This window comes from Candidatus Vagococcus giribetii (assembly GCF_017316185.1).
Taxonomy (GTDB): domain Bacteria; phylum Bacillota; class Bacilli; order Lactobacillales; family Vagococcaceae; genus Vagococcus; species Vagococcus giribetii.
This window is the reverse complement of record NZ_JAFLVX010000015.1, coordinates 13,537-26,857: the sequence shown is the minus strand read 5'-3', so window position 1 is coordinate 26,857 and position 13,321 is coordinate 13,537. Positions and strand designations below refer to the sequence as shown.

At 35.7% G+C, this 13,321-nt stretch carries 15 protein-coding genes; 11 read left to right on the top strand and 4 right to left on the bottom strand.

All coding sequences use genetic code 11. The features are described from left to right. Positions 1-37 precede the first annotated feature (37 nt). Positions 38-991, bottom strand: coding sequence for a diacylglycerol/lipid kinase family protein (locus DOK76_RS05050; RefSeq protein ID WP_206965431.1), 954 nt, complete (start codon positions 989-991; stop codon positions 38-40). 157 nt (positions 992-1,148) lie between these two features. Between DOK76_RS05050 and DOK76_RS05045 the strand changes: the two genes are divergently transcribed. Together DOK76_RS05045 and DOK76_RS05040 are read left to right on the top strand one after the other, a co-directional pair. Further along, on the top strand, positions 1,149-1,703 hold the full coding sequence (locus tag DOK76_RS05045) for an NADPH-dependent FMN reductase (protein WP_206965429.1): 555 nt from the start codon (positions 1,149-1,151) through the stop codon (positions 1,701-1,703). A 164-nt stretch (positions 1,704-1,867) separates the two neighbouring features. Beyond that, entirely contained in the window at positions 1,868-2,389 is a 522-nt protein-coding gene (locus tag DOK76_RS05040) for a QueT transporter family protein (RefSeq protein ID WP_206965428.1), read from the top strand. Positions 2,390-2,549: 160 nt separating this feature from the next. Here the strand turns inward: DOK76_RS05040 and cbpA are convergent, their stop codons facing one another. After that, positions 2,550-3,188 carry a cyclic di-AMP binding protein CbpA gene (cbpA, locus tag DOK76_RS05035; protein ID WP_206965427.1) on the bottom strand — a complete coding sequence of 213 codons (639 nt, stop codon included), beginning with the start codon at positions 3,186-3,188 and terminating at the stop codon, positions 2,550-2,552. A gap of 174 nt (positions 3,189-3,362) precedes the next feature. Here cbpA and rpmG point away from each other — a divergent pair, with 174 nt between their 5' ends. The 6 genes from rpmG to DOK76_RS05005 all read left to right on the top strand — a co-directional run bounded on the left by rpmG (position 3,363) and on the right by DOK76_RS05005 (position 7,394). Continuing rightward, the gene (gene rpmG, locus DOK76_RS05030) at positions 3,363-3,515 is read left to right on the top strand and encodes a 50S ribosomal protein L33 (RefSeq protein WP_086341202.1); all 153 of its coding nucleotides are present in this window, start codon (positions 3,363-3,365) and stop codon (positions 3,513-3,515) included. Between the two features lie 139 nt (positions 3,516-3,654). Then, complete coding sequence (gene secE / locus DOK76_RS05025) at positions 3,655-3,822, top strand: preprotein translocase subunit SecE (protein WP_206965426.1); 168 nt, start codon at positions 3,655-3,657, stop codon at positions 3,820-3,822. Between the two features lie 113 nt (positions 3,823-3,935). After that, positions 3,936-4,478: a transcription termination/antitermination protein NusG gene (nusG, locus tag DOK76_RS05020; protein WP_206965425.1), complete on the top strand. Its 543-nt coding sequence runs from the start codon at positions 3,936-3,938 to the stop codon at positions 4,476-4,478. 59 nt (positions 4,479-4,537) lie between these two features. Further along, positions 4,538-5,389 carry an alpha/beta hydrolase gene (locus tag DOK76_RS05015; RefSeq protein ID WP_206965424.1) on the top strand — a complete coding sequence of 284 codons (852 nt, stop codon included), beginning with the start codon at positions 4,538-4,540 and terminating at the stop codon, positions 5,387-5,389. A 358-nt stretch (positions 5,390-5,747) separates the two neighbouring features. After that, complete coding sequence (gene nhaC, locus DOK76_RS05010; RefSeq protein ID WP_206965423.1) at positions 5,748-7,139, top strand: Na+/H+ antiporter NhaC; 1,392 nt, start codon at positions 5,748-5,750, stop codon at positions 7,137-7,139. 18 nt (positions 7,140-7,157) lie between these two features. Then, positions 7,158-7,394, top strand: a complete 237-nt coding sequence (locus tag DOK76_RS05005) for a hypothetical protein (protein ID WP_206965422.1) — start codon at positions 7,158-7,160, stop codon at positions 7,392-7,394. A gap of 46 nt (positions 7,395-7,440) precedes the next feature. Here the strand turns inward: DOK76_RS05005 and sdaAA are convergent, their stop codons facing one another. Together sdaAA and sdaAB are read right to left on the bottom strand one after the other, a co-directional pair. Next, positions 7,441-8,310, bottom strand: a complete 870-nt coding sequence (gene sdaAA, locus DOK76_RS05000) for an L-serine ammonia-lyase, iron-sulfur-dependent, subunit alpha (RefSeq protein WP_206965420.1) — start codon at positions 8,308-8,310, stop codon at positions 7,441-7,443. Positions 8,311-8,322: 12 nt separating this feature from the next. Further along, complete coding sequence (sdaAB, locus tag DOK76_RS04995) at positions 8,323-8,982, bottom strand: L-serine ammonia-lyase, iron-sulfur-dependent subunit beta (protein WP_206965418.1); 660 nt, start codon at positions 8,980-8,982, stop codon at positions 8,323-8,325. Positions 8,983-9,147: 165 nt separating this feature from the next. On the opposite strand from sdaAB, the gene DOK76_RS04990 reads away from it, so the two are divergent. From DOK76_RS04990 to rny, 3 genes are all read left to right on the top strand, one after another. Next, positions 9,148-10,383 carry a competence/damage-inducible protein A gene (locus tag DOK76_RS04990; RefSeq protein ID WP_206965416.1) on the top strand — a complete coding sequence of 412 codons (1,236 nt, stop codon included), beginning with the start codon at positions 9,148-9,150 and terminating at the stop codon, positions 10,381-10,383. A gap of 87 nt (positions 10,384-10,470) precedes the next feature. Next, positions 10,471-11,514, top strand: coding sequence for a recombinase RecA (gene recA / locus DOK76_RS04985; protein ID WP_206965414.1), 1,044 nt, complete (start codon positions 10,471-10,473; stop codon positions 11,512-11,514). A gap of 216 nt (positions 11,515-11,730) precedes the next feature. Then, on the top strand, positions 11,731-13,284 hold the full coding sequence (gene rny, locus DOK76_RS04980) for a ribonuclease Y (protein ID WP_206965413.1): 1,554 nt from the start codon (positions 11,731-11,733) through the stop codon (positions 13,282-13,284). The last annotated feature ends 37 nt before the right edge of the window (positions 13,285-13,321 follow it).

Genomic DNA, 13,321 nt, shown 5'->3' with positions numbered 1-13,321 from the left:
AAGAAGCCTTTTCTGTAAATAGAAAGAGGCTTCTTTTTTAGATCCAAAAGAGACGACTGGTCATGGTGCACTGAATCACTTGTGCTTCTTTACCAACTATCTCACCATCTGTTTGACAGAATTCAGGATGAGTCGAGGTGACAGCTAATTGATCCGTCACAAAATGATGAATGTATTTAGAGCTTAGATGATTTTTCATCAGTAAACGAATCACCAGATAAATTAAGACAGCTAAATTAACTTTCTCAAGTAAGACAACACTCATTTTAGCTTGCTTGATATTTGCGGTTGGATCAATCGCCACACCACCACCAAAGTAAGGATGGTTGGTGATTGAACATAAATAAGCTTTTTTAAAATGTTTTTTCTCACCTAAAGTATCAAATGTTACAGGAAAGGCATGTTGTTCTTTTAAAACATGGAAGATAGAAGCTAAATAAGCCAAAGAACCTAGATGAATCTTATTTAGAAAATCTTTTGTTTTTGAATTATTTGCTGTTGAGACAATATTGGCATCTAATCCAATACCTATGTTATTCAAAACTAATTGAGGCGCATCTTTTTGCTCAAACTGAGTTGCAATTAAAGGAATCGGTGTTGGCTTAGTCACTTTAATTAAACGTGCTAAATCTTTTTTTGTTTTTCTCGTTAAACCTAAACCTCGAGCAAAGTCATTGCCTGAACCGGCAGGTAAATAAGCCACTGGGATAAGAGGCTGAGAGGCTAGAGTATTAATGACTTCATGTAAGGTTCCGTCGCCGCCTATCACGACTAATAAGGTTTTTAAGACTTTGTCATCATGCCATGGTTCAAGAACTGTCTCCATTAGTTCTTTAGCAATGATTTTTTCGTGACCAGGATATTCAGTCAGATAAAGGTGATAGGGAACTTCTTCTTTAGTTATAAATGCGCGTGTGATATCTAACGTCTTTTTAGCATTGCCAGAGCCAGCTTGGGGATTAACAATAATATGTAAAGTTGGATTTTTCATGTTTCTCTCCTTTTAAACCAATACAAGTAATATAACAAAAATTGGAAGAAAAGTCTTTTTTTAGAAATGTGTTTTTTTTAAGTAGTCTTATTTGAATGATTTCTTTAGTTGTACTATACTAAAGTAAGTAGTGAAGAAAAGAAAGGATTTGATTGATTTGACAAAACGCATTGGTTTTATTTTAGGTAGTTTAAGAAAAAAAGCTTTCACTCGAGTAGTAGCTAATCAGTTGGCAGAGCTTTTCCCTGAAGAGTTTGAAATCGTATTTCCTGAGATCGGTCACTTAGAGATGTATAACCAAGATTTAGACACGGAAGAAAACACACCGGAATCTTGGAAGACTTTCCGTGAAGAGGTTAAAGCACTTGATGGTGTTGTGTTTGTCACACCTGAGTATAACCGTTCAGTACCTCCAGTCTTGAAAAACGCCTTAGATATTGCTTCAAGACCATACGGGGCTAACGCATGGAATGACAAACCAGGAGCGATTGTTAGTGTGTCACCAGGAGCTGTTAGTGGGTTTGGTGCTAATCACCACTTGCGACAAATTTTAACCTTTTTAAATATTCATGCCATGGCGCAACCAGAAGCCTATATTGGTTCTGTTATGAATTTAATCAACGAAGATGGCACTATGAAAGAAGAAACAGTTGGCTTTTTACAACTTATTGTGGATTCTTATGTGGCTTGGTTTAATCGCCTATCTAATTAATTATAATCAAAAGCTTTCAAAAGCACTCTGACTCAAGAGTTGCTTTTGAAAGCTTTTTTTGACAATTTTATCAGATGGGAGTAAGATAGGGACGTTGCTTTTTTTGTGACCGCAGTTCATTGATACCATCCTGCGATAAAAAAACTAGGAAGGAGAAATAGGAAATGGAAAAAAGAGAGGTTCAAACCAATACGCAAGCTCTAATTTTTAATGGTTTATTAGCAGGACTATATTTAGTTTTAACACTAGTAGTGGCTCCAGTGGCCCAAGGTCCCATTCAATTTAGAGTATCAGAAAGTCTTAACCATATTGTTGTCTTTAATAAAAAGCTTATGTGGGGCGTTTTTCTAGGTGTTGTGATGTTTAATTTATTCTTTTCTACAGGTGGTTTACTTGATGTTTTATTTGGTGGTGGACAAACCTTACTAGCTTTATCCATTACAGCAGCATCTGAGAGATGGATAAAAGATGTGAAAAAACGTATGGTACTTAATACATTGGTCTTTTCACTTAGCATGGTTTTAATTGCCATAATGATTTGTATGTTAAGTAATCAAGCCATTGGTTCAGCGTTCTTTTGGGGAACTTACGGCTCATTATTTTTAAGTGAGTTAGTGATTATGAGTGTTTCAGCCCCAATCATTTATTACGTGAACAAATTTGTGAAATTTGAAAAATTTAAATAAAAATAAAAAGACTGTCCCTAACAAGGGATAGTCTTTTTTAGTCAGGGGATAAAAAGTCTGCTCTTTCAACAACTTCACAACTAAGGATCAATCGAAAAAACCGATTGTTCCTTAGTTCCTCCAGTTGCTCAGAGAAAAGCGACTTTTGACCCACCCAGTTTTAATTTTTACTTAAATCCTCAATTTCTGCTACAAAGAAATCTTTTCTCTCTAATGCTTTGACAATAATGTCGCATGTTTCTTGTGTTGTGTCAGAAGGTAAGGTAATAATGGTTCTTCTAATATACTCGTCTTTACCCACATCAAGAGTGATACAGCTAGCAATATCAGAATGTTTAGAAATAATTTTAGTCATATTAGCTAAATCACCTTGTTTACCTGTTGAGGCAATCGTTAATGCGAAGCGTCCTTCTTTAACGTTCCAAGATTGTGAAAGAATGGTTAGTAAACTACTATGAGTTAAAATGCCATAAAACATGTTGTCATTATCTAAAACGGCAATATAAGGAAGTTCCTTAATTGTAAAGAAGATTTTAAAGAATGAAGATGTTAAATGGATAAACTTAGTTGAATTTTTGATTAAATGTGTTACTGGTAATGTCATATCCCCACCGTTTGCTTTGTGACGGTAAATATGCATTTTATAAATATTTCCTCTAAAAATTCGACCTGATTCATCTAAGACAGGAATACATCTAAATCCTGATTTTTCAAGAATAGTTATAGCATCTTCTAACGTACAAGATTCGTTAACTGTCGTTAGTTGTCTTTTTGGAATACATACTGATTCGATAAGCATAAAAAGCGCTCCCTTCATTTTTGTTCTTACTATAGTGTAATAATAACATAACTATTTTGAGAAACAAAACAAGTTCTTTAAATTTTCAGAATTTTGTTAATAGGATTTTATTTGACACAACTTAGAATGGATGATAAATTAACTTGACGATTAAAAGAGCAGGAGGGATTCCTTATGGCAATTAGAAAATCAGCATTGGCTTGCTCAGTGTGTGGTTCTAGAAACTACTCAAAAGCAGTCAACGATGCCAATCGCAGAGAACGTTTAGAAGTAAAAAAATTCTGTAAATATTGTAAAAAACACACACTACATAGTGAAACAAAATAAAACAACATTCTCCTTGTGATAATGTTGTTTTTTTATTATAAACTTGAAAAATTGTCTAATAAAAGATATAATAGTGAGGTATATATTAGAGGTTTTAAAGAATCAGTAGATGAATAAAGACTTAATAAGGAGAAACTACATGAAATTTTTAAAAGGCGTTGCCGAAGAAATGAAAATCGTTACTTGGCCAGCAAAACCAAAATTAAGAAAAGATGTTATCACTGTTTTACAGTCAACATTACTATTTGCAGCTTTCTTTTTTGTTGCGGATCAAGTGATTAACTTTATTATGCAATCATTCGTTTAAGGTGAAAATTACTAGTAAAAAGCCTGTATGAATGCTATACTGTAGACAAAGAAAAGAACTTCGGATAATCCTGAGGTTTTTTTATTTTATCAAGAAAAGGCGGGAAGACCGAAATGGAATCATTTGAAAAACATTGGTATGTATTACATACTTATTCAGGATATGAAAACAAAGTTAAAACAAACATTGAATCACGTGCACAAAGTATGGGTATGGAAGACTTTATTTTTAGAGTCGTTGTACCAGAACAAGAAGAACGTGAAATCAAAAATGGTAAAGAAAAAGTGTCAGCTAGAAAAACATTTCCTGGTTATGTATTAGTTGAAATGACAATGACTGACGACTCATGGTATGTTGTACGTAATACGCCTGGTGTTACTGGATTTGTCGGTTCTCACGGTGCAGGTAGTAAACCAGCTCCTTTACTAGATGAAGAAATTAACCATATCTTAGGTGAATTAGGTATTAGTAAACGTGACGTTGATTTTGACGTTGAAGTTGGCGAAATTGTTACTATTGTTGAAGGTGCTTTCTCTGGTTTAACAGGAGAAATTACTGAAGTAGATAACGAAAAACAAAAATTAAAAGTTAACATCGATATGTTTGGTCGTGAAACAAGTACAGAACTTGATTTCAACCAAATCGATAAATTATAAAATAACAAAAAGATTGACGTTTTAATAGTCAGTCTTTTTTTTATACGAAAGGAGTTTGTATGAAGAAATTAAAACAACTTATGTTGATAGGTATATGTCTGTTAGTTTATACGGGGTGTTCAACGCCTGAAAAATCATCACAAAAAATAGAATCTAAGAAGGAAGAGTCAGTTTCTAAGTCGGTTATACCAACGATTTTTATTCATGGATATAGTGGTAATCATCGAACGATGAACACGATGATGAAGCAGTTAGAAAAGGATGACTTAATGACTCAAGAGATGGTGATGGAAGTTTCTGAATCAGGTGAGTTACATGTAGAAACGGATTTGAAAGGATCATTTAATAACAATAATCCAGGGGTTCGATTGGTTTATAGCAATAGTAAAAGTGATCAGTGGCATCAAGCAGATTGGCTAAAGATTGCTCTTACGTATTTAAAAACTAATTACCAAGTAGAGGCTGTCAATGTGGTTGGGTATTCCATGGGAGGCACCAGTAGTTTATTAAACATGGAAACTTATTCTCAAGAGGAAAGTCAGCCTGTGATAAAAAAACTAGTGGCAATTGGCTCTCCCTTTAACGAATTTATCGACAACAATAATCAAACAGAGGCTACTATTTTAGAACAAGGTCCTCAAGTCGTGAGTGAACAATTAGCTAATTACACTGATTTAGTTACTGGTTTACCAAAGGAAAGTTCTTTTCTACTCATTGGTGGAAATGTATCAGAAGAAGAGCAAGGAGATGGAACTGTGCCCCTAAATAGCTCATTAGGAATCTATCATTTACTAAAAAATCAAGGGCATGAAGTCAGTCGTTACGTTGTCTCAGGAAACCAAGCTAGTCATGGGCGTTTAAAGAATAATTCAGAAGTCATTGAACAAGTTGGGAAATTTTTGTGGAAATAAAAGGCTTGACTTCTTTAGTGAATGTGTTTAGGATATAGAATCAAGAAGTACTTTTTTATCCAGTAGACAATAAGATTTGAGCCTAAGAAAGTCGATGGTTGCTGAAAATCGACCCAACTTATTTGTTGAATTACACTAAAAAAGAAACAATTAAATACGTTGAATGAGATGAAACAAGTCATTGTTTTAAATAAGGTGGTACCGTGATGTCAAAGTCGCCCTTATAGATTAGTCTATAAGAGCGACTTTTTTTATATTTTTAAGGAGGAGAATCAAGTGAAAGAAAGTTGTGGGGGAATTATTCGTTATCGTCTGTCTAGTAGTTAAAGCATTTTAATTATTAGAGGAGAGAGAAAGAATGAATAAAAAAATAAGTTTAGTCGAAGCAAGTATTGTTTTAAGTTTAATTATATTAAGTATTTCCATTGGAGTGATTGGCCTTAAGTTATCGCCTAATATCACCATATTGTTTGCTATTAGTGTTAGTATTTTTTACATGGTTATTAAAAAAATGCCTTTAGGAATGGTGAACAACGGAATTGTGTCAGGGTTAAAACCAGGAATTATTCCCATTTTTATCTTTTTATTAGTTGGAGCTTTAATTGCTGTTTGGATTCAAGCAGGGATTATTCCCACTTTGATGGTTGTTGGCTTTAACATTATTAGTGTGAAGTGGTTTGTCCCATCAGTATTTCTTGTGTGTGCGATTGTGGGAAGTGCTGTAGGTAGTGCCTTCACAGTTATGTCAACTATCGGGATAGCTTTCTTTGGAATAGGGACTACACTCGGGTTAAATGAAGCCTTGATTGTCGGAGCAATTGTGTCTGGTTCAGTATTTGGTGATAAAATGTCTCCATTATCAGAATCAACTAATTTAGCCTCAGCCATTGTTGGAGCTGATTTATTTAAACATATTAAACATTTAATGTGGTCAACAATACCAGCCTTTATCGTTTCATTAATCTTATTTGCCGTATTAGGCATGAACAATACCACAGCTGATTTAAGCGAAATTGATACAGTAGTTAATGTGTTAGAAGCTAACTTTTCAATTTCAATGTGGGCGATGATCCCAATTGCTTTAATGCTCATTTGTGCTTGGAAAAAAATACCAGCCATTATCACGATTTTACTTAATGTGATTGTCGGAATTATCATGATTTTGATTCAATCACCATCAACATCCATTAATAGCATTGCTAAAGTGGTTGAATCTGGATTTGTTGCGAACACAGGGAATGCGTCAATTGATGCCTTGTTGTCACGTGGAGGAATCGAAAGTATGATGCCAACAGTAGCACTGATTATCCTAACTCTTTCATTAGGGGGTATCTTAATGGAAATGGGACTAATCACTTTAGTTATTAATGCCTTAGTTAAAAAGTTGACTGCAACTTGGCAATTAATTGTTGTAACTTTACTCTCAAGTATTGGTGTTAACCTATTTATCGGAGAACAATTTTTATCAGTTATCTTGCCAGGGAATGCCTTTAAAGAGGCTTTTAAAGAAAAAAACATTGATCCAGTTGTATTAAGTCGAACTTTAGAAGACGGCGGAACAGTAATTAACTACTTAATTCCATGGGGAATTGCAGGAAGTTTTGTTGCAAGTACTTTTGGTGTTCCAACATTGACTTACTTACCATTTGCTTTCTTTAGTTTATTATCACCAGTCTTTTCTATCATCAGTGCGATAACAGGAATTGGAGTTATGTACACAACAGATGAAAAAGAAGAATCTATGGTATAATGATAGACACCAAAAGGAGTGATTGTTTATGAAAAAAAAGAATTGTTGAAATCTGAAAAAATTAGACAGAAAAATGATGAACTTCGAGCAAAAGGAAAAGACCCTTTAAAAGGATGGGGAAAAATGGTTAACACAGGGCTTGGCGGTATTAATAAAGGTCAAGCTGGTTTAGTAAATGATTTTGATAACAAAGGATTTATTGCCTCACAACAACAAGAAATTGCACGAGAAAATGAGGCTAAAAGAGAGCGTTAAGATAAAAATAGAGGTTATGACTTCAATCAGTCATAACCTCTATTTTTTATTCTTTAGGGAAAATACGGTTAGAAATAGCTCTGCCTGTTTTGGTAGCAGCTAACCCGCCTTCACCTGTTTCTTTAAAAATCTTAGGCATCTGCATGCCGACTACATGCATCGCTTCAACAACTTCATCAGGCGGAATGACACTTGTAATGCCTGCTAAAGCCATATCTGCTGATACAAAAGCTTGTGTGGCTCCAAGAGCATTACGTTTCACGCAAGGGACTTCCACAAGGCCCGCAACAGGATCACAGATAAGTCCCATCATATTTTTAATGGTAATGGCAACAGCTTGAGCTGATTGCTCAGGCGTCCCGCCACAAACTTCAACAAGAGCAGCGCTTGCCATAGCGCTAGCTGAACCAATTTCTGCTTGACAACCACCAGCAGCTCCACTAATTGAAGCATTATTAGCAATCACTAAGCCGAACGCACCAGCAGTGAATAAGAAATTAATTTGCTCTTCACGGGTTAACTGTCTATCTTCTACTAGAGCAGATAAAACGCCTGCTGCTACACCAGCGCTACCAGCAGTTGGTGTGGCACAGATAACACCCATTTCAGCATTAACTTCATTAACAGCAATCGCATTTTGAGCAGCTGTTAAGGCTGTTTTTCCGGTTAAATAATTACCAGAAGCGATATAGGCATTCAGTTTAGGCGCATCACCACCAGTTAAGCCAGTAACAGAAGTAACGCCACCAATACCTTTTTTAATGGAAGCCATCATAACATCTAAATTTTTTCCCATATGCTCTAAAATAAACTCACGTGAATACTGAGATTGTTCCATTTCAGTGACAATCATTGCTTCGTGAACAGAGCCATGTTGATTAGCTAATTCAACTAATTCTTCTATTGTTCCAAACATTTATTTTCCTCCTTAACCAAAGAAACTCACTTCGTCTACACCGTCAATTTCTTTAAGTAGACAAGTTAATCCTTCGATGCGGTCGTCTACTTCAATAATCATAATGGCTTTTTCACCTTTTGATTCACGGGTAACTGTCATTGTACTGATATTAATTTCGTGATCAGATAAAATAGCTGTTACTTTAGCCACGATACCTGGTTTATCTTGATGAACGGTTAAATAAGTAGGTGTCGACATGTCTAAATTAATCTTAAAGCCGTTTAATTCAGAAATTTGAATAGCACCTCCACCAATAGAAATACCCGTACAAGTCATTGTTCGTTCGCCTTTTTTGACAAAGATTTTGACTAAGTTTGGATGGTCTGAAGCTTCTGATTTTGGGACAAAAGCAACACTCATACCTAATTCATGGGCAATTCTTAATGAGTCCGATAGACGCTCGTCATCGGGCTCCATATCAAGAAGACCTCCAACAAGAGCAATGTCAGTCCCGTGCCCTCGATAGGTTTTTGCAAATGACTCGTAAAGATACAAATCAACTGTATCAGGTTGTTCGCCAAAAATTTGACGAACGATTTTTCCAATTCGAGCCGCTCCAGCAGTGTGAGAACTGCTTGGACCGATCATGATTGGTCCAATAATATCAAAGACGCTTTTATAAAGTCCCATAGTTTCTCTCCTTAACACAATGTGATAGTCACATTTTACCACGAAGGTTCGTCTTTAGCACTTTTGAAGGCAATTATTTTTTTGAGAGAGATAAAAAGGGAATTCTACGGAAGTATGATAAAATAAAAGGTGAAAACAAACGTATGTTGAATGTGAGGTAACAAGATGAAAGCAGAGATTATTGCAGTAGGTACTGAAATTTTACTAGGTCAAATTGTTAATACCAATGCGACTTATTTGTCTGAATTTTTGAGTCACTTAGGTTTTGATTTATACCATCAACAAGTAGTTGGAGATAATGAAGGAAGATTACTAGTTTCATTAGAAGAGGCCAGTAAACGTGCGGATTTAGTTGTTGTGTGTGGGGGACTTGGACCAACAGAAGATGATTTAACCAAACAAACGACAGCTAAATTTTTAGGCAAAGAGTTGATGTATGACGACGAAGCTATGGAACGTTTAGAAGTATTTTTTCAACACTCTAAACGAGGTGTGACGGAAAATAACAAACGACAAGCACTAACAATAGAAGGAAGTACAACTTTACAAAATCCTGCTGGACTAGCTTGTGGCCTTTTAGCTGAGCATAAAGGTGTTTATTATTTGTTATTACCTGGTCCGCCAAGAGAGATGAAAGCAGTGGCAAAAGAAGGTTTACCTCTATTAAAAGAGTTGTTACCAAATGACACAAGACTGGATTCAACTTATTTAAGATTCATGGGAATTGGGGAGTCTTTTTTAGCCGAAAAATTAGATGACCTTATTCGTCATCAAACCAACCCTACTTTAGCGACTTATGCTAAATCAAATGAAGTTATGCTAAGAATCACTGCTAAAAGTACGACTGAAAAAGAAGCGCAACTTGCATTAGATAGCATGGAGCAACTGGTTATGGACGAAGTAGGAGAGTTCTTTTACGGTTACGGTGAAGAACTGACCATTGAAGAAGTTGTGGTTGATTTACTGAAACAAGAAAAAGCAACCCTATCTGTTGTAGAAGGTGTTTCAGGTGGTTTATGTCAAGGAAGACTAACAGATATTAAGGGAAGTTCTCAAGTTTTTAAAGGTGGCGTAGTGGCTTATTCATTAGAAACAAAACGCCAGTTGTTAGAGTTTGCCAAAGAAGATCAACAAGCAGCAGAGGTTCTTAATCAAGTTCAAGTGGAGTCACTAGCTAAGGCTATTAGACAAGTCATGAAAACAGATTACGGACTAGCTATGATTGGAGTTGGTGGTCCAGATAAAGTAGATAATAAAGAAGTTGGCTCTGTTTTATTAAGTGTATCTTCTAAAGAAAGAACTATTAGTCATGAGTTGGTGATAAAAAGGGAGCGAGATTACATCAAGGACGGTGCAGTAAAGCACGGTCTAAATCTCCTTAGAAAAGAAATAATGAAATAAGGCGAATATTTGTTCGCTTTTATCTTGATTTTTGCTATAAAAGAAAGTATTATGTTAATGAAGAGAGAAATTGAAGGAGGCACATTGATGTCAGATAATCGTAAAGCAGCATTAGATGCAGCGTTAAAGAAAATAGAAAAAGATTATGGTAAAGGTTCTGTCATGAAGTTAGGAGAAAAGGTAGATACACAAATTTCTACAGTTTCAAGTGGATCACTAGCATTAGACTCAGCTTTAGGTGTAGGTGGATACCCTCGTGGCCGTATTATTGAAGTTTACGGACCAGAGAGTTCTGGTAAAACAACTGTTGCTTTACATGCAATTGCTGCTGTTCAAAAAGAAGGTGGAACAGCTGCCTTTATCGATGCAGAGCATGCCCTAGATCCTAAGTACGCACAAGCTTTAGGTGTAAATATCGATGAGTTATTATTATCTCAACCTGATACAGGAGAGCAAGGATTAAACATCGCTGAAGCTCTTGTTTCAAGTGGTGCGATTGATATTGTAGTAGTCGACTCTGTAGCAGCTCTTGTACCTCGTGCTGAAATCGATGGCGAAATGGGAGACTCTCACGTAGGCCTACAAGCCCGTTTGATGTCTCAAGCTTTAAGAAAACTCTCAGGAACGATTAATAAAACAAAAACAATTGCTATTTTCATTAACCAAATTCGAGAAAAAGTAGGAGTTATGTTTGGTAACCCTGAAGTAACACCAGGGGGACGTGCCCTTAAGTTTTACGCAACTGTTCGTCTTGAAGTTCGACGTGCAGAGCAATTAAAACAAGGAACAGATATCATTGGTAACAGAACAAAAATCAAAGTTGTTAAAAATAAAGTAGCACCACCATTCAGAATTGCTGAAGTGGATATTATGTACGGAGAAGGTATTTCTCAAGAAGGAGAACTTCTTGATATGGCTTCTGACAAAGATATCGTGAATAAAAGTGGTGCTTGGTATTCTTATAATGATGAGAAAATTGGCCAAGGGCGAGAAAATGCTAAAAAATTCCTTGCAGAAAACCAAGACATCATGCAAGAGATTTACGAAAAAGTCCGTATTGCTTACAACATGGACGGAGTTGTTCCTGTTGAAGAAACAGAAGAAGAGTTATCATTAGATTCAGAAGATTAAAAAATAAGAAAACTGCTAAATAGATATAGAAGTCTGTTTAGCAGTTTTTTTATACTTAATGTAGCTATTATTTAAGTTGACACTCCATTTAACAAAGCTTAAAATGAGAGATGTATAGTTTTAATTTATACAGTCATGCCTGTAGAGTATGATTTAGAAATATTTTACTTTTAATCTACACATAAAAACAAATTAAGATAGTATGGAGGTGTTGTTATGAATTTGATACTCCTCACTATCATCGGATTAATTGTGGGTTTGGCAGTCGGTTACTTTTTTTCAAAAAGTCAACATGAGAAATCTATTGACGGAGCAAATAATACAGCAGACAGTATTATAGAGCAAGCGAAAAAAGAAGCTGAAACTCTTCAAAAAGAGTATTTGTTGGAAGCTAAGGAACAGAATCAAAATTACCGATCTGAAATCGAAAGTGAGCTGAAAGAAGAAAGAGCAGAATTAAAAAATCAAGAGAATCGCCTATTACAAAAAGAGAATAATCTTGATCGCAAAGATGACGCTATTGAAAAACGCGAACGTTCACTCGAGGAAAAAGAGGAAAAAATTGATTCTAAGAGACAATTGATTGATGAGCGAGAACAAAAAGTATCGGAATTGATTGAACGACAAAAAGAGGAACTAGAAAAAGTCGCATCTTTGACCAAAGAAGAAGCCAAAGGCATTATTATGGCTGAAACTGAAGAAGAATTAACACATGAAAGAGCAATGTTAGTTAAAGATAGTGAGCAACGAGCAAAAGAAGAAGCTGAGAGAAAAGCGAAAAACATGTTATCTCTAGCCATTCAACGTTGTGCAGCTGATCAAGTCTCAGAATTAACCGTTACAGTGGTTAATTTACCAAATGACGACATGAAAGGTCGTATCATTGGTCGAGAAGGTCGAAATATTCGAACACTTGAAACACTAACAGGGATTGATTTAATTATTGATGACACACCAGAAGCAGTAGTTCTTTCTGGTTTTGATCCAATAAGACGAGAAATCGCTCGAATGACATTAGAAAAATTAATTCAAGATGGTAGAATTCACCCAGCTCGTATTGAAGAGATGGTTGAGAAATCTCGTAAAGAGATGGATGAAAGAATTCGTGAGTATGGTGAAAATGCAGCCTTTGAGGTTGGTGTTCACTCACTTCACCCAGATTTAATTAAGACACTAGGTCGCATGAGATTCAGAACAAGCTATGGTCAAAATGTATTAAACCATTCAATCGAAGTAGCTAAATTAGCAGGAGTTTTAGCTGAAGAGCTAGGAGAAGATGCTACATTAGCTAGACGAGCTGGTTTACTCCATGACATTGGTAAAGCCCTTGATCATGAAGTAGATGGTTCCCATGTAGAAATTGGAACAGAGCTTGTAAGTAAATATAAAGAACATCCAGTTGTTATTAACGCAGTTGCTTCTCACCACGGAGATGTTGAAGCTACATCAGTTATTTCAGTATTAGTTGCCGCAGCAGATGCTTTATCAGCTGCAAGACCTGGTGCTAGAAGTGAGTCATTAGAAAACTACATTAAACGTTTAGAGCGTTTAGAAGGTATTGCTAATGATTTCCCTGGTGTTGACACAAGTTTTGCTATTCAAGCAGGTCGTGAGATTCGCGTGATGGTAAAACCAGATGAAGTAACAGATGACGAAGCAACACTTCTTGTAAGAGAAGTTAGAAAACGCATCGAAAACGAGTTAGAATATCCTGGACATATTAAAGTAACTGTTGTAAGAGAAGTTCGAGCAGTAGATTACGCTAAATAGTCTAAAAGAGATGAAGCCAACACTCATCTCTTTTTTA

Coding starts and splice junctions, on each gene's coding strand:
- nusG (WP_206965425.1), top strand. CDS start 3,936: ATGGAATCATTTGAAAAACATTGGTATGTATTACATACTTATTCAGGA.
- sdaAB (WP_206965418.1), bottom strand. CDS start 8,982: ATGGGACTTTATAAAAGCGTCTTTGATATTATTGGACCAATCATGATC.
- DOK76_RS05050 (WP_206965431.1), bottom strand. CDS start 991: ATGAAAAATCCAACTTTACATATTATTGTTAATCCCCAAGCTGGCTCT.
- DOK76_RS04990 (WP_206965416.1), top strand. CDS start 9,148: ATGAAAGCAGAGATTATTGCAGTAGGTACTGAAATTTTACTAGGTCAA.
- nhaC (WP_206965423.1), top strand. CDS start 5,748: ATGAATAAAAAAATAAGTTTAGTCGAAGCAAGTATTGTTTTAAGTTTA.
- rpmG (WP_086341202.1), top strand. CDS start 3,363: ATGGCAATTAGAAAATCAGCATTGGCTTGCTCAGTGTGTGGTTCTAGA.
- cbpA (WP_206965427.1), bottom strand. CDS start 3,188: ATGCTTATCGAATCAGTATGTATTCCAAAAAGACAACTAACGACAGTT.
- DOK76_RS05015 (WP_206965424.1), top strand. CDS start 4,538: ATGAAGAAATTAAAACAACTTATGTTGATAGGTATATGTCTGTTAGTT.
- sdaAA (WP_206965420.1), bottom strand. CDS start 8,310: ATGTTTGGAACAATAGAAGAATTAGTTGAATTAGCTAATCAACATGGC.
- DOK76_RS05040 (WP_206965428.1), top strand. CDS start 1,868: ATGGAAAAAAGAGAGGTTCAAACCAATACGCAAGCTCTAATTTTTAAT.
- secE (WP_206965426.1), top strand. CDS start 3,655: ATGAAATTTTTAAAAGGCGTTGCCGAAGAAATGAAAATCGTTACTTGG.
- rny (WP_206965413.1), top strand. CDS start 11,731: ATGAATTTGATACTCCTCACTATCATCGGATTAATTGTGGGTTTGGCA.
- recA (WP_206965414.1), top strand. CDS start 10,471: ATGTCAGATAATCGTAAAGCAGCATTAGATGCAGCGTTAAAGAAAATA.